The organism is Acidovorax sp. 1608163, from assembly GCF_003669015.1.
Lineage (GTDB): Bacteria > Pseudomonadota > Gammaproteobacteria > Burkholderiales > Burkholderiaceae_C > Acidovorax.
This window is the reverse complement of the sequence record NZ_CP033069.1, coordinates 2,502,982-2,523,311: the sequence shown is the minus strand read 5'-3', so window position 1 is coordinate 2,523,311 and position 20,330 is coordinate 2,502,982. Positions and strand designations below refer to the sequence as shown.

The following is a 20,330-nucleotide window of genomic DNA, read 5'->3' as shown; positions in this document are numbered from 1 at the left end:
AGGCTTGCAGGCTCAAGGAGATCTGTAATCCATGCGCCCTCACTACCAGTTCTGGCCCCATCGCTTGCCCAAATCCATCACTGTCCCATCGACTTCGCTTTGGGACAACTTGGCGATCAGCGCGCGCCGCTATCCAGACAAGGCGGCCCTGGTCTTTTTTGGCCGGTCGCTGAGCTATCGGCAGTTGATGGAGGGCGCCGAGCGCATGGCAGCCCGGCTGGCTGCGTTGGGCGTGCAGCGGGGTGATCGCGTGGTGCTGTGCATGCAGAATTGCCCGCAACTGGTGATGGCGCACTTTGCCATCTTGCGGGCCAATGCGGTGGTGGTGCCCGTCAATCCGATGAACCGGGCTGAGGAGCTGAAGCACTACATCACCGACCCGGACACCAGGGTAGCCTTCACCACCGGCGACTTGGCGCCAGAACTGGCCAAAGCCAGCAACGCGCTGCCGCCCGCTGAGCGCCTCGCGCACCTGGTGGTGGCGCAGTTCAGTGATGCGTTTGATGTGGATGTGGCGGGCGCTGATGCTCCGCCTGAGGCTTGGCGCGAATGGCTGGGCACGCGCCACCCCCTGCCAGTACTGGATGGAGGCCAGGCCCATGACTGGACGGAGGCCTTGGCCTGTGTCGATGCGCCGCCTGAGCTGGTTGTGGGGCCGAATGACCTGGCGCTGCTGCCCTACACCAGCGGCACCACGGGCCTGCCCAAGGGGTGCATGCACTTGCACAAAAGCATCATGCACAACGCTGTGGCCAGCAGTCTGTGGGGCACGGGCTCGGTGGACAACGTGACGCTGGCCGTGGTGCCCATGTTCCATATCACTGGCATGGTGAGCGTGATGCACGCATCCATCTACAGTGCTGCCACCATCGTGGTCATGCCGCGCTGGGACCGGGACCTGGCTGGGCGCTTGATATCACGCTACCAGGTGACGAACTGGACCAACATCCCCACCATGGTCATTGACTTGCTGGGCAGTCCGAACTTTGCGAGCTACGACTTGTCGAGCCTGGTCTACATCGGCGGCGGTGGGGCTGCGATGCCGCAAGCGGTGGCGCAGCGTCTGTTGGAGCAGTATGGGCTGCGGTACTCAGAAGGCTACGGCCTGACGGAGACGGCGGCGCCATCGCACTCCAACCCCCCCGACCACCCCAAGCAGCAGTGCCTGGGCATTCCGTTCATGAGCACCGATGCGCGAGTGGTCGACCCCGACACGCTGCAGGAGCTGGCTGTGGGTGAGCAGGGTGAAATCATCATCCACGGCCCCGAGGTGTTTGAGGGCTACTGGAAGCGACCGGATGCCACAGCGTCGGCTTTTATCGAGTTCGAGGGCAAGCGCTTCTTTCGCTCAGGTGATCTGGGGCGCATGGACGAGGAGGGCTACTTTTTTCTGACCGATCGCTTGAAGCGCATGATCAACGCCAGCGGCTTCAAGGTGTGGCCTGCCGAGGTGGAGGCGCTGATGTTCCGCCACCCCGCAATCCAGGAGGCCTGCATCATCGCGAGCAAGGACAGCTATCGGGGGGAGACGGTGAAGGCGGTGGTGGTGCTGCGTGCATCGCACAAAGACACTACCGAGCAGCAGATCATGGACTGGTGCCGCGAGAACATGGCGGTCTACAAGGTGCCGCGCATTGTGCAGTTTGTGGATGCGCTGCCCAAGAGCGGCAGCGGCAAGGTGATGTGGCGCACCCTTCAAGAGCGTGAGGTGGCGCCGAGTTGATGGGGCTCGCGCTGCTCTTGCCTTGGCTTTGGGTGAAATGACGGGTTCAGCAGAGCCAGCGGCTGGCGTTTGTCAGGTGTGAAGTGGGTCAGTTGCCTGAGCTGACCGATACCTGGATCAGCTCTGCCAAGTCTCGCTCCAGCAGAGCGGGGTCACCCAGCTGCAATTCAATCAAGCGCCGCAGGTGGGTGACGCTGTCAAGGTCAATGCTTCGGCACAGCAGCCCAGCATGGTTGCCGTCCACATGGGCAATGCCGGCGGTCATGGAGATGTGGTCGCCAGTTTCTGCCAGCGGCACCGTGAGCTGGCAGGGCATGCCTGCGGGCACCATGGCGTTGTCGGGCAGGGTCACCAGTGCGCCTTTGAGCGATAGGTCAAGAACTTGCACGCTGAAGGCTGCGGTGGCGATGGTCAACAGCGCTGGTGCGTCAAATTGCACGCGCACGTAGTGGCGGCGTTCGTGGGGCATGTGCGGTCTCCTGGGCCGGGATGGTGCGAACCATCCTAATCCAAAGCCCTTCCGTCCTCCAGCACTTTTCCCAGGGTTTCATCGAATCCGGCTCCATACACAAAAATGGCCCGCACGCCCTGACAAAGAGTCAAAAACCCTGTGGTTACAAAAAAAGCAGGCCAATTGCCATGCTTTGGCTCAGGGCTGGTTACAAACGGGATGAATTAAAATCATTGGAGTGAGTGATGGGTTTTTTCAACCGCGCATGCCCCGCTGTGGGCGCCTCTATCGTATTGCTGCTGGCGGCGGGCGGCGCTAATGCACAAGCCTATGTGAACGCCACGGTGGATGGGCAGATCGTTCCGGGCGTTTATGGCCGCATCCAGATTGGCAATGCAGCGCCCCCGGCATTGATCTATGCCGAGCCTTTGATCATCCACCGTCCCCAAATGCCGGTTCAGCGTGCGCCTATTTACATGTACGTACCGCCTGGGCATGCCAAAAACTGGGGGAAGCATTGCGCGCGCTACAACGCCTGTGGCCAGCCCGTGTACTTTGTGCAGGAGCCGCCCCGCCGTCAGCCGCCCCGTGGTCCCCACTATGGCGGCCCGTCCCGCGGGGATCGGAATGACCACCACGATGAGCGGCCTGGGCGTGGTCGTGGCCACGACCGAGGGGACCATGATGACCACCGTGGCCACGGGCGTGGGCATGGCGGTGGTCACAGGGACTGAGAGCAGCTAACAAAGCTAAGCTAAGCGAAGCGGCTCTGGCTAGGCGTTTCGCCGCAGGCAGTACAAGCAGTACGCCAAGGCGAGGCAACGACGCCAGGGGAGTTTAGTTAGCCGCTCTGAGTGAGTCTCAGGCGGCAGGTGGGGCTTGCTGGCTTTCTTCTGAAGAAGCCAACAAATCCCAGCTGGCCATGAAAAGGGCTGCAATGGTGGGGCCAATCACGAAGCCTGTCAGCCCAAACATGGCCATCCCGCCCAATGTGGAGATGAGCACCACGTAGTCGGGCATTTTGGTGTCTTTGCCGACCAAAATGGGGCGCAGGATGTTGTCTACCAGCCCGATCACGCACACGCCAAACAGCGTGAGCACGACCCCCTGCCAAACCGCGCCAGTGGCCAGAAAGTAGATGGCGACGGGCACCCAGATCAGGCCAGCGCCCACGGCGGGCAGCAGGGACAAGAAGGCCATCAGCACGCCCCACAGCACGGGGCCCTGGATGCCCAGAATCCAGAAGATCAAGCCACCCAAGGCGCCTTGTGATGCGGCCACCACGATGTTGCCCTTGACGGTGGCGCGAATGACGGTGGTGAATTTGGTGACGAGCTGTTTCTTGTGCTCGTTGTCCAGAGGGGTGGCTTGCCCAATGCGCAGCGCCAGGCTGCGTCCGTCACGCAGCAGGAAAAACAGCAGGTACAGCATGATGCCGAAGCCCACCAGAAACTCCAGGGTGTTTTGTCCGATGCTGACAGCCTGGGTGGCGATGATTTGGCTTGCCTGTACGGCCACAGACGACAGCTTTTGTTGAATCTGGGCCACGCTGGTGAGGTTCAGGCGCTCCAGCAGCCCGACGGCCCAGGTCGGCAAGGCCGCGACGATTTGCTGGAAGTACGCACCAAAATTGAGTTGCCCAGAGCGCAGCCGTTCGTAGATGGCGTTGGCCTCTTGGACCAGCGAGACCGTGATCAGCGACATGGGCAAGATCACCACCACCAAGCACAGGCCCAGGGTGCACAGGGCAGCCAGATTCTCGCGCCGGGGCATGCGCCGCAGCATTTTGCGGTGCAATGGGGCAAACAGAATGGCCAGCACCATGCCCCAGAAGATCGCACCGTGAAATTGCCAGAGGATGGCGCCAAACGCAACGGTGACGAGCGTTAGCAAAAGCAGAAAGGTTTTTTGCTGGAGCGGGTGTTGGGTCATAGAGCCTTTGGGGGCAGGGTGATCAAAAGCACAAGTGCAAAACCCGCAATGTACGACACCGTTGCTGATGAATGGGCTGGCGCGCCGGGACGCCTTTGGGCTTGATCTTGGTTAATGCCGTGTTCGGTGGCACAATGGCGCCCGCAACCCTAGGCCCTTCCCCAGCCACAGTCGCATCCGCCAATCGGTTCAGCCGTGTCGCGGAAGGTTTCTTAACCAGCTAATGCTTTCCCAAGGAAAGCGGAGGTCAGCGGAATATGAGCGATACGACATCCGTCTATCAAGCCTACCAAGGCAACACCTACCTCTTCGGCGGCAATGCGCCCTATGTCGAAGAGATGTACGAAAACTACCTTGCCAACCCTGGCAGCGTGCCTGACAACTGGCGCGAGTATTTTGATGCGCTGCAGCATGTTCCTGCGGTAGACGGTAGCAATGCCAAGGACGTTCCGCACCTGCCTGTGGTCAATGCCTTTGCCGAGCGCGCCAAGGCCGGTGGCACCAAAGTGGTGGTCGCCAGCGCCGACGCCGAAATGGGCCGCAAGCGCACTGCAGTTCAACAGCTGATCGCCGCATACCGCAACGTTGGCCAACGCTGGGCCGACCTGGACCCCCTCAAGCGCACTGAGCGCCCACAGATTCCCGAGCTGGAGCCGTCGTTCTACGGCTTCACCGATGCCGACCAAGAAACCGTGTTTGACACCAGCAACACGTTCTTCGGCAAAGACAAAATGGCCCTGCGCGAGCTGCTCAATGCGCTGCGCGAAACGTACTGCGGCACGCTGGGCGCCGAGTACATGTACACATCGGACCAGAACCAGAAGCGCTGGTGGCAACAAAAGCTGGAAAGCATCCGCAGCAAGCCGAACTTCACTGCCGACAAGAAGCGCCAGATTCTGGACCGCCTGACCGCTGCCGAAGGCCTGGAACGCTTCCTCCACACCAAGTATGTGGGCCAAAAGCGTTTCTCCCTGGAAGGTGGCGAGAGCTTCATTGCCTCCATGGACGAACTGATCCAGTCTGCTGGCGCCAAGGGCGTGCAGGAAATCGTGATCGGTATGGCCCACCGTGGCCGTCTGAACGTGCTGGTCAACTCCCTGGGCAAGATGCCCAAGGACTTGTTTGCCGAGTTCGACCACACCGCACCCGAAGAACTGCCTGCCGGTGACGTGAAGTACCACCAAGGCTTTAGCTCGGACGTGTCCACAGCTGGTGGCCCTGTGCACCTGTCGCTCGCGTTCAACCCTTCCCACCTCGAAATCGTGAACCCTGTGGTGGAAGGCTCAGTGCGCGCTCGCATGGACCGCCGTGGCGACCCCAAGGGCAGCCAAGTGCTGCCCGTGCTGGTGCACGGCGACTCCGCCTTCGGCGGCCAAGGTGTGAACCAGGAAACCCTGGCGCTGGCACAGACCCGTGGTTACACCACCGGCGGTACGGTGCACATCATCATCAACAACCAGATCGGTTTCACCACGTCCGACCCACGCGACATGCGCTCGACCGTGTATTGCACCGACATCGTCAAGATGGTCGAGGCCCCGGTTCTGCACGTCAATGGTGATGACCCAGAAGCCGTGGTGCTGGCCACCCAACTGGCGTTGGAGTTCCGCATGGAGTTCCGCCAGGACGTGGTGGTGGACATCACCTGCTTCCGCAAACTGGGCCACAACGAGCAGGACACCCCTGCACTGACCCAGCCGCTGATGTACAAGAAAATTGCCCAGCACCCCGGCACGCGCAAGCTGTATGCCGACAAGCTGGCGGCTCAGGGTCTGGGCGCTACGCTGGGCGAAGACATGGTCAAGGCCTACCGCGCTGCCATGGATGCCGGCAAGCACACGGTGGACCCTGTGCTGACCAACTTCAAGAGCAAGTACGCCGTGGATTGGTCGCCCTTCCTGGGCAAGAAGTGGACTGACGCTGGTGACACTGCCATCCCTCTGACCGAGTGGAAGCGCTTGGCCGAAAAGCTGACGACCATTCCTGCCACCGTGGCACCGCACCAACTGGTGAAGAAGGTGTACGACGACCGCGCAGCCATGGGCCGTGGCGACGTGAATGTGGACTGGGGTATGGGCGAAACCATGGCCTTTGCTTCGCTGGTGGCCAGCGGCTACCCAGTGCGCCTGTCGGGCGAAGACTCGGGCCGTGGCACGTTCACGCACCGCCATGCCGTGATTCACGACCAGAACCGCGAAAAGTGGGATACCGGCACCTACGTGCCGCTGCAAAACGTGGCCGAGAACCAGGCTCCGTTTGTCGTGATCGACTCGATCCTGTCTGAAGAAGCCGTGTTGGGCTTTGAGTATGGCTATGCTGGCTCTGACCCCAACAGCCTGGTGATCTGGGAAGCCCAGTTTGGCGACTTTGCCAACGGTGCTCAGGTTGTGATTGACCAGTTCATCGCCTCTGGCGAAGTGAAGTGGGGCCGTGCCAATGGCCTGACCATGATGTTGCCCCACGGCTACGAAGGCCAGGGCCCAGAGCACAGCTCTGCACGCCTGGAGCGCTTCATGCAACTGGCCGCCGATGCCAACATGCAGATCGTGCAGCCCACCACGGCCAGCCAGATCTTCCACGTGCTGCGCCGCCAGATGGTGCGTGATCTGCGCAAGCCGCTGATCATCTTCACGCCCAAATCGCTGCTGCGTAACAAGGACGCGACCTCGCCGCTGTCTGAGTTCACCAAGGGTGGCTTCCAGACGGTGATTCCTGAACAGGATGACGCTATCGAGAAGAAGGCCGCCAAGGTCAAGCGCGTGATCGCTTGCTCGGGCAAGGTCTACTACGACCTCGTCAAGAAGCGTACCGAGAAGGAAGCCGACGATGTGGTCATCATCCGCGTCGAGCAGTTGTACCCCTTCCCGCACAAGGCTTTTGCTGCCGAGCTGAAGAAGTACCCCAACGCGACCGACATCGTGTGGTGCCAGGACGAGCCACAGAACCAGGGTGCCTGGTTCTTCATCCAGCACAACATCCACGAGAACATGCTCGAAGGCCAGAAGCTGGGTTACTCCGGCCGCGCTGCTTCGGCATCGCCTGCCGTGGGTTATTCACACCTGCACCAAGAACAGCAAAAGGCTTTGGTGGATGGTGCGTTTGCCAAGCTCAAGGGTTTTGTACTGACCAAGTAAGGCCAGCCAGCCCATTTTTAAAAACTGTCAGAACAAAACCCCATTCCCGAAAGAATTGATATGGCTATCGTAGAAGTCAAAGTCCCTCAGCTGTCCGAATCCGTGGCCGAAGCCACCATGCTGACGTGGAAGAAAAAAGCAGGCGAGGCCGTCACTGCCGATGAAATCCTGATCGAAATCGAAACCGACAAGGTGGTGCTGGAAGTGCCAGCACCGTCGTCTGGCGTGCTGTCTGAGATTGTTCAAGGCGACGGCGCTACCGTCGTGGCTGAGCAGTTGATCGCCCGCATCGACACCGAAGGTAAGGCGGGCGCAGCTGCTCCGGCAGCTGCAGCCCCCGCGGCACCCGCTGCTGCACCTGTGGCCGCCGCCGCTGCAGTCACAGGTGGTTCCAAGGCCGATGTGGCCATGCCTGCAGCAGCCAAGCTGCTGGCCGACAACAATCTGTCGGTAGGCGATGTGGCTGGTTCTGGCAAGGACGGCCGCGTGACCAAGGGTGACGTGCTGGCGGCTGTGGCCGGTGGTGCCAAGCCAGCTGCGGCTGCACCCAGCGCCATTCCCACCGGTGTGCCCACCAAGGTGTTGCCTCAGGTGGCCGCTCCTGCGCCCGCTAGCCTGGGCGACCGCCCCGAGCAGCGCGTGCCCATGAGCCGTCTGCGTGCCCGCGTGGCCGAGCGTCTGCTGCAGTCGCAATCCACCAACGCCATCTTGACCACGTTCAACGAAGTGAACATGGCCCCCGTGATGGACATGCGCAAGAAGTTCCAGGACGCGTTCACCAAGGAACACGGCGTGAAGATCGGCTTCATGTCCTTCTTCGTGAAGGCGGCTGTGCACGCCCTCAAGAAGTACCCTGTGCTGAACGCCTCGGTCGATGGCAACGACATCGTCTACCACGGCTACTTCGACATCGGTATCGCCGTGGGTTCGCCCCGTGGCTTGGTGGTGCCCATCCTGCGCAATGCAGACCAGATGAGCTTTGCAGACATTGAGAAGAAGATCGCTGAATTTGGCCAAAAGGCCAAGGACGGTAAGCTGGGCATTGAAGAAATGACCGGCGGTACCTTCTCCATCTCCAATGGCGGTACGTTCGGCTCCATGCTGTCCACCCCTATCATCAACCCCCCACAGTCGGCCATCCTGGGCGTTCACGCCACCAAGGACCGTGCCGTGGTCGAAAACGGTCAGATCGTGATCCGTCCGATGAACTACCTGGCTATGTCTTACGACCACCGCATCATCGACGGCCGTGAAGCCGTGCTGGGCCTGGTTGCCATGAAGGAAGCGCTGGAAGACCCATCGCGTCTGCTGTTCGACATCTGATCGAGCCCTGAGACCTGAAACCCACCTGTGAAGCCTGGGCGCAAGCACTGCGCGGCGCTCTCATCGGTGGGTTTTTCTTCAACTGAATCAAAGAGATTTCCTATGAGCAAGCAATTTGATGTGATCGTGATTGGTGGCGGCCCCGGCGGCTACATCGCCGCCATTCGCGCCGCCCAGCTGGGCAAGAACGTGGCCTGTATCGACGAATGGAAGAACGACAAGGGCGGCCCTGCGCCAGGCGGCACTTGCACCAACGTGGGCTGCATCCCCTCCAAGGCGCTGCTGCAATCGTCTGAGCACTTCGAGCATGCCAACAAGCACTTTGCCGACCATGGCATCACGGCCACCGATGTGAAGATCGATGTGACCAAGATGATTGGCCGCAAGGATTCCGTGGTGAAGCAGAACAACGACGGCATCCTGTACCTGTTCAAGAAGAACAAGGTCAGCTTCTTCCATGGCCGTGGTTCGTTTGTCAAAGCCACCGAAGGCGGCTACGAGATCAAGGTGGCGGGTGCCGCTGAAGAAACCTTGGTTGGCCAGCAAATCATCATCGCCACCGGCTCCAACGCCCGTGCGCTGCCTGGCACGCCGTTTGACGAAGAGCTGGTGCTGTCCAACGACGGCGCGCTGCGCATTGGTGCCACGCCCAAAAAGCTGGCACTGATCGGCTCCGGCGTGATCGGCCTGGAAATGGGTTCGGTGTGGCGCCGCCTGGGTGCTGACGTGACCATTCTGGAAGGCCTGCCTACCTTCCTGGGCGCGGTGGACGAGCAGATTGCCAAGGAAGCCAAGAAGGCTTTCGACAAGCAAGGCCTGAAGATCGAGCTGGGCGTGAAGGTTGGTGAGATCAAGACCGGCAAGAAGGGCGTGAGCATCGCCTACACCAACGCCAAGGGCGAAGCCCAGACGCTGGACGCCGACAAGCTGATCGTCTCCATTGGCCGCGTGCCCAACACCATTGGCCTGAACACCGAAGCCGTGGGCCTGGCCCTGGACGAGCGTGGTGCCATTGTGGTGGACGGCGATTGCAAGACCAACCTGCCTGGCGTGTGGGCTGTGGGTGACGTGGTGCGGGGCCCGATGCTCGCGCACAAGGCCGAGGAAGAGGGCGTTGCTGTGGCCGAGCGCATTGCTGGCCAGCACGGCCACGTCAACTTCAACACCATCCCCTGGGTGATTTACACCAGCCCCGAGATCGCGTGGGTGGGCCGCACCGAGCAGCAACTCAAGGCCGACGGCGTGAAGTACAAGGCGGGCACGTTCCCGTTCTTGGCCAACGGCCGCGCACGCGCGCTGGGCGATACCACGGGCATGGTCAAGTTCCTGGCCGATGCAGCCACGGACGAAATCCTGGGCGTGCACATCGTGGGCCCGATGGCCTCCGAGCTGATCTCTGAAGCCGTGGTGGCCATGGAGTTCAAGGCGAGCGCCGAAGACATCGCGCGCATCTGCCATGCCCACCCCTCCTTGAGCGAAGCCACCAAGGAAGCGGCCCTGGCGGTGGACAAGCGCACGCTGAACTTCTGATTTCAGAGTTTCAGTCAAAATGGCCTCTAGCGCTCTATATATAAGCGCTAGCAGCTATTGATTTAATAGCTAACCCTCGCGCCATCGCGGGGGTTAGCCTTTTCTGAGGCATCAACACCGTGAGTGTCAAACAGGCGTACCTGGCCGAGCTGGCCGCCAAGGGTTTTCAAAGCGATCCAGCACAGCTGCGTGCGGTCGATGCTTTGCAGCGCTGTGCCGACGACTGGAGCGCCTACAAGGCCAAACGCTCCAATGCGTTCAAAAAGTTGGTGAACCGGCCGGACATCCCCAAGGGCGTGTACATGTACGGCGGGGTGGGGCGGGGCAAGAGCTTTTTGATGGACTGCTTTTTCAATGCGGTGCCGCTCAAGCGCAAGGTGCGTCTGCACTTTCATGAGTTCATGCGGGAAGTGCACCGGGAGTTGGCGGCGCTGCAAGGCACGGTGAACCCGCTCGATGTGCTGGGCGAACGCATCTCCAAACGCTACAAGCTCATCTGCTTTGACGAGTTCCACGTGGCTGACATCACGGATGCCATGATCCTGCACCGCCTGCTGGTGGCGTTGTTTGAGAACGGCGTGGGGTTTGTGACCACCTCGAACTTTGAGCCCAATGGCCTTTACCCAGACGGCTTGCACCGTGACCGAATCCTTCCGGCGATTGCGTTGCTCAATGAGCGCATGCAGGTGATCAATGTGGACAACGGCACCGACTACCGACGCCGTACGCTGGAGCATGTGAAGCTGTACCACACGCCCTTGGGCCCTGAGGCCGACGCGGCGATGGACGATGCCTTCAACCAGCTGGCCGAGGTGCACGACGAAGACCCAGTGCTGCACATCGAAGCCCGCGAGATCCGCGCGCGGCGCAAGGCGGGCGGGGTGGTCTGGTTTGACTTCCAGACCCTGTGCGGTGGACCACGTTCGCAGAACGACTATCTGGAGATAGCCACGCAGTTCCACACGGTGTTGTTGTCGGGTGTGCCTTACATGCCGGTGAACATGGCGTCTCCCGCACGGCGCTTTACCTGGCTGGTGGATGTGCTGTACGACCGGCGGGTGAAACTTATTCTGTCAGCCGCAGTGGCTCCTGAGCAGTTGTACACCGAGGGCCCTTTGGCCCATGAATTTCCGCGCACAGTGTCGCGGCTCAACGAAATGCAGTCCAAAGAATTTTTGGACTTGGAGCGGCGTTTGGTGGATACGGGGCTGACATGAAAAAGACCATTGCATCGGTATGGGGCCTGGCGGCGTGCGTCGCTGTGTTGTCTGCAGGCCAAGCGGCAGCCCAGCCTCGTGAAGCAGACCTTTCCCCGCATGAGGCGCTGCGCGCAGCATCTGCTCAGCGGGCGGCACAGCGTTCGGGTATCGAGCAAGAGCGCAAGCAGAACCTGGCACAGCGCAAGCAGACAGAGGTGAAGTGCTACCGCCTGTTTGCTGTGGAGGATTGCTTGCGCGATGCCCGCAACGAGTGGCGTCAGGTGGAAACACGGCTGCGGGCCCAAGAGGTGCAAATCAACGATGCGGAGCGCAAGGAAAAGGCCCAGGAGCGTCTGCGCCAGATTGAAGACAAGCAGTCCTCTGTCGCCGATGCTGCAGGGCCTGCAGGCGCAGCGTCTGCAGCTTCTGCCACGGTGCGCAACCCACCCCAGGGGGGAAGCCAGCGGCCCGAGAGAAATCTCCAGGCACGGTGGTGCTGCGTGACCGTGAGGCCCAGGAAAGGGCCAGCCAGCAGCGGGCTCGCCAGTCTTCGCAGGCGGCTGAACAATCAGCCCGTGAAAAAGAAAGTGCCGAGCGCGCAGCCAAGGCCCGCCAACGGCAGTTGGATGCGGAAAAAGCCTCAGAGGCGCGCCGGGCCCGGCGAGACAAAGAGCAGGCCCAATCCGCCGCGGATGGGCACAAGCCCGCAGCACCTTTGCCCACGCCACAGTGAATGGAGAGCCATTGGTTGGGGCCGAATGACCGGTGGCCCTTGCTGATGGCCCAGCCTTGAGCGATGCAAAGCAAAACGGCCCGCCACAGAACTGGCCGGGCCGTTGGGTGGTTGTGACGGTTGGGGTGGAATCAGGGGGTGGTGCTTACCAGCCTGGCGTGCTTTTTCTCTTCAGCCAAGGCTTCGATTTTGACAATCACCAGCGACAGGTTGTCGCCGCCCCCACGGGCACGTGAGCGGGCTTTTTCAATCAAAAACTCCGTGGCTTCACGTGGCGACAAGGACTCCACCACCGAGGCCAGTTCGGTGGGCGAGAAGTAGTGCCAGACCCCGTCGCTGCATGCCAGCAGGACATCGCCAGGGCGCAGTTGCGAAATCATGTGGGGTGTTGCGGGCGGATCGCTCTCGGTGCCCAGGCAACCCACCAGGATGTTGGAGTGAGGGTGGTTGTTGGCCTCGGCTTCGGTCAGCTCGCCCCGGTCTACCAGGGCCTGCACATAAGAGTGGTCGCTGCTGCGGTGGATGAGCCGCCCGCCTTGGAAGTGGTAGATGCGCGAATCGCCTGCGTGCACCCAGTGGCAGTCACCACGGGGGTTGATGAGGAAGGCAGCGATGGTGCTGTGAGGCTCTTGCTCGGCGGAAATGGCCGTCAGCCGGATGACGATGTGGGCCTCTTCCACCATGGCTTTGAGCATGGCGGCAGGGTCGTCTGTCTCGGGGGAGTAGCGCTCAAACAGCTGACGGGCCGTCATCATGACCTGGTCGGAGGCTTTGCGGCCCCCGCTGCGCCCGCCCATGCCGTCGGCCACCACGCCCAAAACACAGCCGTTGTGCCGATTGTGTGAAATCAAGGCCACCTGGTCTTGCTGGTATTCCCGGTCACCTTTGTGGATGCCGGTGGATGCGATGAGACGGAACGCTTTGGTCATGCTGGGGATTGTGGTGCGTGGTAGAACGCTGCCGGTCATTATGAAGCGCTGAGCCGCGTATTATCCGCCTGCCTGTGGCGTTTTTGCCATGGCGGGGCTGCCGCACAGCTTTGCGCACTGTTTGGGATGCCTTGTGTTGTGGAGCCAGGCTGTGCAGGGCGGTGCGGGGTCTGGAGATTTTTGCTCCGCTTGCGCGGCCGCTGCGTTGGGCATGTTTCGAATGCCCCAGTGTCTTCAGCCTTTCCACTTTCTTTTTGTTGAGCCATGCCACAGGACTCCGCTGCGCCTTTGTCTTCCCCTTCGGTTTTGGGCGCGGTGGTGGAGTCCGTATTCGTGGGCGACGGCTTGCTGGCCCGGGCGGACCCTTTGTATCGGCCGCGCGCGGGACAGGTTCAGATGGCGCTGGCGGTGTCTGGCGCCATTGAGTCAGGTGGCGCATTGGTGGTAGAGGCAGGCACGGGCGTTGGCAAAACCTATGCGTATTTGGTGCCCGTGTTGCTCAGTGGGGAGCGGGCTTTGGTCTCCACGGCCACCAAGGCTTTGCAGGATCAGCTTTGTTCGCGCGACATCCCCAGATTGCTGGAGATTTTGGGGATTCCGGCGCGCATCGCATTGCTCAAAGGGCGAAGCAGCTACCTGTGCCTGCATCGCATGGCGCTGGCGCGCCACGACATGGCCGTGCAAGGTGGACAAATGGTGCGTGTGCTGGCGAAGGTCGAAGACTGGTCGCGCAGCACCCGCTCGGGTGATCTGTCTGAACTCACGGGCCTGGATGAGCGCTCGCCAGTGATCCCACTGGTCACCTCCACCCGTGACAACTGCCTGGGCTCGCAGTGCCCCAGAGCCAAAGAGTGCCATGTGAATCTGGCGCGTCGCGAAGCCATGGCGGCTGACGTGGTGGTGGTCAATCACCACCTGTTCTTTGCCGATGTGGCTGTGCGAGAGTCGGGCGTTGCCGAGCTGCTGCCCTCGGTGCGCGTGGTCATTTTTGACGAAGCACACCAACTGAGCGACACCGGTGTGCAGTTTTTGGGGGTGCAGCTGACGTCCGGGCAAATCCAGGAATTTGCGCGTGATGTGCTGGCTGCAGGGTTGCAGCATGCGAGGGGCTTTGCTGATTGGTTGGGCCTGCACGCTGCGCTGGAAGAGGCCGCGCGCCGATGGAGCGAAGTCGCCGGGGCAGACGGGACAATGCCATCCAGGCGCGGCTGGTGGCATGGTGCGCCAGAGGGCCTGGATCTGCCACGCTGGCAAGCGGCCATGGAGGGGCTGGAGCAGGTATGCGCACAGGCGCAGAACGCTGTTGAGGCCTTTAGTGAGGTCGCGCCAGATATGGCCCGGCTGGCCGAACGGGGGGTGGCGCTGCTGTTGCGGTTGTCCAGGTTTCAGGGGCTTTGCCCGGAGGGCTATGTGCGCTGGCTGGAGGCAGGAGGCGGCTTGCGCTTGGTGGAGTCGCCGCTGGACATTGCCGAAGCCATGCGCACCCGTTTGCTGGCCACCGCGCAAGAAGCGGTGGATGAGGATGGATGGCCTGCGCCAGCTCGGGGGCCCTCACGCGCCTGGGTGTTTACTTCAGCGACGCTGGGGCACGATGCCGAGTTGTCCTGGTTTGTGAAGCGCTGTGGGCTGGAGGGCGCTCGCATCTTGCGGGTGGAGAGTCCGTTTGACTACAGCAGCCAGGCAGGGTTTTTTGTGCCGCAGGACTTTCCTTCGCCGTCAGATCCCCAGCACGGCCCGTCGGTAGCCGCCTTGGCAGCCCAGGCTGCAGCGACTTTGGGCGGACGCACCCTCATCCTCACCACCACGCTGCGGGCGCTGGGCGTCATCGCATCCACGCTGCGTGAGCAACTGGCCAAGCATGGGGCACTGCTGGAGGTGCTGGTGCAGGGCGAGTGGCCCAAGCGCAGATTGATGGAGCGTTTTCGGGCGGGCGAGGCGCAGGGGCAAAAAGGCTGCATCCTGATCGCGTCCATGGGCTTTTGGGAGGGCTTTGATGTGCCTGGCGATGCGCTGCAGTTGGTGGTCATCGACAAGCTGCCCTTTCCTCCGCCGGGGGACCCGCTGGTAGAGGCGCGCACCCAGCGCATTGAGGCAGCGGGTGGCCGAGCGTTTCAAACTTACGCTTTGCCCGAGGCGGCTGTGGCCCTCAAGCAGGGTGCTGGCCGGCTGATCCGGCGCGAGTCGGACCATGGCATTTTGGTGGTGTGCGACCCACGCTTACTGACCAAGGGCTACGGCAAGCGGTTGGTCGCGGTGCTGCCGCCCATGCGGCGCCTGGAAACCCCCGAATCGTTTCAAGAGGCGCTCCAGGCGCTGGCCGAGATCACCAGAACTTCCACCAAGGATCTGACTTGGTCTTAAAGCCACCTTCGCGCAAATAGCTGCTTTGGGGGTAAGACGTGGCCATGACGCGGCGAGCGTCATCGCGCAGTTGGGTCATGCCCAGGGCATCGTAAGAGCGAACCAGGATGTACAGCGCTTCTTCCAGTGCGGGGACATCCTTGTAGTCGGCCAGTGCAACTTGTGCCCGGCTCACGGCTGCCACATAGGCTCCGCGCTCGTAGTAGTAACGTGCCACATGCACTTCGTACTGGGCCAGCGAGTTGACGATGTAGGTCATGCGCTGGCGAGAGTCCTGCGCATAGCGGGATTCGGGAAAGCGGGTGACCAGATCACTGAAAGACTCGAAGGAGTCCTTGGCCGCCTTTTGGTCGCGTTCTGAAAGGTCCTGGCGAGAGATCCAGGAGAACAGACCCAGGTTGTCATTGAAATTGACCAAGCCTTTCAGGTACAGCGCGTAGTCCAGAGCGGGGCTGGCGGGATGTAACTTCATGAAGCGATCCAGGGTGGCGATGGCCTGGGCTTTTTCGCCACCCTTGAATTGGGCGTAGGCCTTGTCCAATTGCGCTTGCTGCGCCAGTGGGGTGCCTGCGGCACGGCCTTCGAGCTTCTCCAGCAGCGGCACGGCCTTGTCGTAGGCACCGCTGCTCATTTCATCTTTCGCTTCCGAGTGGATGCGGTTCGGACTCCAGCCGGCGGTTTTGTCTTCCGGGGTGCTGGAGCAACCGGCCAGCACCAGGGACGCTAGCAGGACAGAGCAAAGAGACAGTGGGGCAAGACGCATCGCAAGCAGCTTTCAGGCAATTAGAAGAACCTAGTCTTCCACGAGTGGGGCGGGGCGGACTGCCAATGCAATCCTCCTGCCGGGGGCCACAGATTGAAGCGGCATTGTAATGGCCTCATTTGTCCCCTCAAATTCCTCGGCGCTGGCGAATGGAAGCTTGGGCGCCTTTCTACAATGGAGGCATGTACGTTCACTTGCGCCTGCACACAGAGTTCTCCGTCGTTGACGGTACCACCCGCATCGATGAGGTCGTCAAGGCCGCTGCGGCAGACGGGCAGCCCGCCCTTGCCATCACCGATCTCAACAATCTTTTCGGCGCCATCAAGTTTTACAAAGAAGGGCGCGGCAAGGGTGTCAAGCCGGTGCTGGGCGCCGAAATCTATCTGGAGGGCGAGGCGGGCGCGGACCCCACACGGTTGCTGCTGCTGGTGCAAAACAAGCAGGGTTACCTGAATCTGTCGGAATTGCTCGCACGCGCCTGGACCAAGAACATTGTCAAGAATCTGGCGGTGTCCACCTGGGCTTGGCTGCAGGAGTTGTCCGATGGGCTGATCGCCTTGTCGGGTGCGCAGGCTGGGCCTGTGGGCCAGGCTTTGCTCAAGGGCGACGAGGCGGGCGCAGCCGACCTGGCGTTGAGGCTGGCGGGTATTTTCACCCACCGGTTCTACGTTGAGTTGCAGCGCGCAGGCCGTGTGGACGATGAAAGCCATGTGGTGGCTGCCGTGCAATTGGCCGCTCGGCTGAACTTGCCTGTCGTGGCCACGCATCCCGTTCAGTTTTTGACCGCCGAGGACTACGAGGCCCATGAGGCCCGGGTGTGTATCGCTGGTGGGGAAATTCTGGCCAATCCGAAACGGGTACGGCGTTTTACGCGCGAGCAGTATTTCAAGTCTGCTGAGCAGATGCAGGCGCTGTTCGCGGATGTGCCGTCGGCGCTCGCCAACACCGCAGAAATCGCCAAGCGGTGTAGCCTTACCCTGGTGCTGGGCAAACCGCAGTTGCCAGCGTTTCCCACGCCCAACGGCATGCCTGCCGAAGAGTACTTCCGCTTCGCATCGTTTGAGGGTCTGGAAGAGCGCCTCAAACACTTGTTCCCTGACGAGGCCAAGCGCGACAAGGAGCGCCCGCGCTACGTGGAGCGACTGGAGTTTGAGCTGGGCACCATCCTCAAGATGGGGTTCCCAGGCTACTTCCTCATCGTGGGCGACTTCATCCAGTGGGCCAAGGCCAATGGCTGCCCTGTAGGGCCGGGCCGGGGGTCGGGTGCGGGCTCGCTGGTGGCCTATGCGCTCAAGATCACCGATCTGGATCCGCTGGAATACAACCTGCTGTTTGAGCGTTTCCTGAACCCCGAGCGGGTATCGATGCCCGACTTTGACATCGACTTTTGTCAGGGCAACCGTGACCGGGTGATCGATTACGTGAAGGAAAAGTACGGCAAGAATGCCGTGAGCCAGATTGCAACGTTCGGCACCATGGCCGCCAAGGCCGCGATCCGCGACGTGGGGCGGGTGATGGACATGAGCTACACCTTCTGCGATGGCATCTCCAAGCTGGTGCCTGGCAAGCCGGGCATGTCCTACACCTTGCAGTACCCGCCCGAGGTGAAGAAAGAGGGCGACAAAAACAACTACGCGCTGGAGCTGGAGCCCATGCTCTACGAGCGTGTGCGCAAGGAAGAAGACGTCAAAACCGTCATCGAGATGGCGCAAAAACTCGAAGGCATGACGCGCAACATCGGCATGCACGCTGGGGGCGTGTTGATCGCGCCGGGCAAGCTCACTGACTTTTGTCCGCTGTACCAGCAGCCCGGCAGCGAATCGGCCGTGAGCCAGTACGACAAGGACGACGTGGAGGCCATTGGCCTCGTGAAGTTCGACTTTTTGGGTCTGGCGACGCTCACCATCCTGGAGATTGCGCGCGAGTTCATCATGAAGCGCCACAAGGGTCAGGAGGGCTTTGCCTACGAGAACATTCCGCTCGACGATGGCCCCACCTACCGGCTTTTTTCAGAAGGCAAGACCGAGGCCGTGTTCCAGTTTGAAAGCCGGGGCATGCAGGGCATGCTCAAAGAAGCCCGCCCGAGCCGTCTGGAGGACTTGATTGCGCTCAATGCGCTGTATCGCCCGGGTCCTATGGACCTGATCCCCACCTTCGTGAACCGCAAGCACGGCAAGGAGCCGGTGGAGTACCCCCACCCGTTGGTCGAGCCTGTGCTGGCCGAAACCTACGGGATCATGGTGTACCAGGAGCAGGTGATGCAGACCGCCCAGGTGTTGGGGGGCTACAGCCTGGGCGGCGCCGACATGCTGCGCCGCGCCATGGGCAAGAAGAAGGCCGAGGAAATGGCCGAGCACCGGGAGATCTTTCGCAAGGGGGCTGCGGAAAAGAACATCAGCCAGGACAAGGCTGACGAAGTGTTCGACTTGATGGAGAAGTTTGCGGGCTACGGCTTCAACAAGTCGCACGCTGCTGCTTATTCGCTGTTGGCGTATCACACCGGCTGGCTCAAGGTGCACTACACCGCTGAGTTTTTCTGCGCCAACATGACCGTTGAAATGGACGACACCGACAAGCTCAAGGTGTTGTACGAAGATGCTTGCAAGAACTTTGGGCTGAGCTTTGAGCCGCCTGATGTCAATCGCGGCTTCTACCGGTTCGAGCCAGTGACCGACAAGGTCATTCGTTACGGGTTGGGCGCCATCAAGGGCACGGGTCAACAAGCCATCGAGGCCATGGTGGCCGCGCGCGAAGGGCGCGGAGAGGGGCCACAGGGCAGCACCAAGGGGCCTTTCAAGAGCTTGTTCGATTTTTGTGTGCGGGTAGACAAAGGTCGGCTGAACAAGCGAACGCTGGAGGCGCTGATCAAGGCCGGGGCCTTTGACTCCATGAACATGAATCGGGCCTCGCTGGTGGCGTCGATTGACCGCGCCTTTGACTTTGCTGCGGCCACGCTGGCCAACGTGAACCAAGGCGGTCTGTTCGACATGATGGGCGATGACGCCCATGGCTCCAGCACGCAAGAGCCCGATTTGGTGGACGCAATCCCCTGGGGCATCAAAGAGCGACTGACCCAGGAAAAAACAGCGGTGGGTTTCTATCTCTCAGGCCACCTGTTCGATGAGGTGGCGGGGGAGGTGCGCAAGTTTGTGCGCACCCAGATCGATGAATTGCTGGACAGCCGCGAGCCGCAGGTTTTGGCAGGCATCATCAGTGATTTCCGGGTCATCAATGGCCAGCGCGGCAAGCTGGGCCTGTTCAAACTGGACGACAAGTCGGGAATGATCGAAGCCTCGGCAGATGAGGCACTGCTCAACACCTACCGCAATCAACTCAAGGAAGACGAGTTCGTGGTGATGATGGGGCGCCTGCAAATGGACCACTTCAGCGGCGGGCTGCGCGTGAAGGTGCAGCAGGTGTGGGACCTGGCCGGTGCACGGTGCCGTTTTGGCAAATACCTGCACATTGCTATGGGCGACACCCAGCCGGATGTACGCCGTTTGGTGTCAGAGTTTCCGCCCCACAAGGAGGAAACTGAGTCGGGCGACATTTTGCATGGGCTGCGCGTTCGCATGGGCGTGCGTTGCCAGTCTGATGCCGGAGGGGCCGTTGCCGAGTTGCAACTGGGTGAGGGCAGCCGGTTTTTTCCCACCGATGCTGCGCTGGCCGCCTGGAGTGCGCAGGCTGGCAGTGGCACCACCACGGTGGTGTACGAATAGCCGTGATTGGGGCGTTGATTCACCGTGAGGTGATCCTTTTGAAAAGGACGGCGGCACGCTGGACGGGCCGCCGCAATATTTGCAGCCAGGCCTTGAAAAATAGACGCCAATCATCAGATTTCTTAGGCGACAACCGGGCTTCGGGATCGCTAGAATGAATTTCATGGCAACAAAACCACCCTCTCCCCCCACCGCGCCGCCTGTTTCTCGGCCAGCGCGGGATGACGGCGGTTCGGTCGTGCTTGAGCGGCGCACCCAAAAGACCCAGCCCCCGCAGATGTACCAGGTGGTCATGCTCAATGATGACTACACCCCCATGGAGTTTGTCATTGTGGTGCTGCAGGAATTCTTCAGCAAAGACCGTGAGCAGGCCACCCAAATCATGCTCAAGATCCACCTCGATGGCAAAGGCGTTTGCGGCGTTTATTCGCGCGACGTGGCTGCCACCAAGGTGGAGCAGGTGCTGGATGCCGCCGCAAAAGCGGGTCACCCCCTGCAATGTGTCAGTGAGCCTGTTGAATAACAGGTCTTTG

General features: G+C 61.2%; 13 protein-coding genes. 9 read left to right on the top strand and 4 right to left on the bottom strand.

Features of this window, described 5'->3' with window-relative positions; genetic code table 11:
- Positions 1-31: 31 nt before the first annotated feature.
- Complete coding sequence (locus tag EAG14_RS11260) at positions 32-1,723, top strand: long-chain fatty acid--CoA ligase (protein WP_121728902.1); 1,692 nt, start codon at positions 32-34, stop codon at positions 1,721-1,723.
- An 88-nt stretch (positions 1,724-1,811) separates the two neighbouring features.
- Here EAG14_RS11260 and EAG14_RS11255 read toward each other — a convergent pair whose 3' ends face one another.
- Positions 1,812-2,192: a PilZ domain-containing protein gene (locus EAG14_RS11255; protein ID WP_099655331.1), complete on the bottom strand. Its 381-nt coding sequence runs from the start codon at positions 2,190-2,192 to the stop codon at positions 1,812-1,814.
- A gap of 843 nt (positions 2,193-3,035) precedes the next feature.
- The gene (locus EAG14_RS11245; RefSeq protein WP_099741041.1) at positions 3,036-4,106 is read right to left on the bottom strand and encodes an AI-2E family transporter; all 1,071 of its coding nucleotides are present in this window, start codon (positions 4,104-4,106) and stop codon (positions 3,036-3,038) included.
- A 257-nt stretch (positions 4,107-4,363) separates the two neighbouring features.
- On the opposite strand from EAG14_RS11245, the gene EAG14_RS11240 reads away from it, so the two are divergent.
- The 5 genes from EAG14_RS11240 (at position 4,364) to EAG14_RS22790 (ending at position 12,071) form a co-directional block, all read left to right on the top strand.
- Positions 4,364-7,240, top strand: coding sequence for a 2-oxoglutarate dehydrogenase E1 component (locus EAG14_RS11240; RefSeq protein WP_099741042.1), 2,877 nt, complete (start codon positions 4,364-4,366; stop codon positions 7,238-7,240).
- Positions 7,241-7,300: 60 nt separating this feature from the next.
- On the top strand, positions 7,301-8,563 hold the full coding sequence (odhB, locus tag EAG14_RS11235) for a 2-oxoglutarate dehydrogenase complex dihydrolipoyllysine-residue succinyltransferase (RefSeq protein ID WP_099655335.1): 1,263 nt from the start codon (positions 7,301-7,303) through the stop codon (positions 8,561-8,563).
- 102 nt (positions 8,564-8,665) lie between these two features.
- Positions 8,666-10,093, top strand: coding sequence for a dihydrolipoyl dehydrogenase (lpdA, locus tag EAG14_RS11230; protein WP_099655336.1), 1,428 nt, complete (start codon positions 8,666-8,668; stop codon positions 10,091-10,093).
- Between the two features lie 119 nt (positions 10,094-10,212).
- Positions 10,213-11,310 carry a cell division protein ZapE gene (zapE, locus tag EAG14_RS11225; protein ID WP_099655337.1) on the top strand — a complete coding sequence of 366 codons (1,098 nt, stop codon included), beginning with the start codon at positions 10,213-10,215 and terminating at the stop codon, positions 11,308-11,310.
- Complete coding sequence (locus EAG14_RS22790) at positions 11,307-12,071, top strand: hypothetical protein (protein ID WP_162995971.1); 765 nt, start codon at positions 11,307-11,309, stop codon at positions 12,069-12,071. The genes zapE and EAG14_RS22790 overlap by 4 nt, the downstream gene beginning before the upstream one ends.
- 85 nt (positions 12,072-12,156) lie before the next feature.
- Here the strand turns inward: EAG14_RS22790 and EAG14_RS11215 are convergent, their stop codons facing one another.
- Entirely contained in the window at positions 12,157-12,954 is a 798-nt protein-coding gene (locus tag EAG14_RS11215) for a PP2C family serine/threonine-protein phosphatase (protein WP_099655339.1), read from the bottom strand.
- 264 nt (positions 12,955-13,218) lie between these two features.
- Between EAG14_RS11215 and EAG14_RS11210 the strand changes: the two genes are divergently transcribed.
- Positions 13,219-15,315 (top strand): ATP-dependent DNA helicase, encoded by a 2,097-nt coding sequence (locus EAG14_RS11210; protein ID WP_240457008.1) that lies wholly within the window; start codon positions 13,219-13,221, stop codon positions 15,313-15,315.
- Here EAG14_RS11210 and EAG14_RS11205 read toward each other — a convergent pair.
- Positions 15,278-16,078, bottom strand: coding sequence for an outer membrane protein assembly factor BamD (locus tag EAG14_RS11205; protein ID WP_121728898.1), 801 nt, complete (start codon positions 16,076-16,078; stop codon positions 15,278-15,280). The genes EAG14_RS11210 and EAG14_RS11205 overlap by 38 nt on opposite strands.
- Positions 16,079-16,260: 182 nt before the next feature.
- Between EAG14_RS11205 and dnaE the strand changes: the two genes are divergently transcribed.
- Both dnaE and clpS read left to right on the top strand, forming a co-directional pair.
- Positions 16,261-19,797, top strand: coding sequence for a DNA polymerase III subunit alpha (gene dnaE / locus EAG14_RS11200; RefSeq protein WP_121730427.1), 3,537 nt, complete (start codon positions 16,261-16,263; stop codon positions 19,795-19,797).
- A 154-nt stretch (positions 19,798-19,951) separates the two neighbouring features.
- Complete coding sequence (clpS, locus tag EAG14_RS11195) at positions 19,952-20,320, top strand: ATP-dependent Clp protease adapter ClpS (RefSeq protein ID WP_099655341.1); 369 nt, start codon at positions 19,952-19,954, stop codon at positions 20,318-20,320.
- Positions 20,321-20,330 lie beyond the last annotated feature (10 nt).

Excerpts from the sequence above, each read along its gene's own strand:
- EAG14_RS11240 (WP_099741042.1), top strand. The coding sequence starts at position 4,364 with ATGAGCGATACGACATCCGTCTATCAAGCCTACCAAGGCAACACCTAC.
- odhB (WP_099655335.1), top strand. The coding sequence starts at position 7,301 with ATGGCTATCGTAGAAGTCAAAGTCCCTCAGCTGTCCGAATCCGTGGCC.
- EAG14_RS11215 (WP_099655339.1), bottom strand. The coding sequence starts at position 12,954 with ATGACCAAAGCGTTCCGTCTCATCGCATCCACCGGCATCCACAAAGGT.
- EAG14_RS22790 (WP_162995971.1), top strand. The coding sequence starts at position 11,307 with ATGAAAAAGACCATTGCATCGGTATGGGGCCTGGCGGCGTGCGTCGCT.
- lpdA (WP_099655336.1), top strand. The coding sequence starts at position 8,666 with ATGAGCAAGCAATTTGATGTGATCGTGATTGGTGGCGGCCCCGGCGGC.
- EAG14_RS11205 (WP_121728898.1), bottom strand. The coding sequence starts at position 16,078 with ATGCGTCTTGCCCCACTGTCTCTTTGCTCTGTCCTGCTAGCGTCCCTG.
- EAG14_RS11210 (WP_240457008.1), top strand. The coding sequence starts at position 13,219 with ATGCCACAGGACTCCGCTGCGCCTTTGTCTTCCCCTTCGGTTTTGGGC.
- EAG14_RS11260 (WP_121728902.1), top strand. The coding sequence starts at position 32 with ATGCGCCCTCACTACCAGTTCTGGCCCCATCGCTTGCCCAAATCCATC.
- EAG14_RS11255 (WP_099655331.1), bottom strand. The coding sequence starts at position 2,192 with ATGCCCCACGAACGCCGCCACTACGTGCGCGTGCAATTTGACGCACCA.
- clpS (WP_099655341.1), top strand. The coding sequence starts at position 19,952 with ATGAATTTCATGGCAACAAAACCACCCTCTCCCCCCACCGCGCCGCCT.
- dnaE (WP_121730427.1), top strand. The coding sequence starts at position 16,261 with ATGTACGTTCACTTGCGCCTGCACACAGAGTTCTCCGTCGTTGACGGT.
- EAG14_RS11245 (WP_099741041.1), bottom strand. The coding sequence starts at position 4,106 with ATGACCCAACACCCGCTCCAGCAAAAAACCTTTCTGCTTTTGCTAACG.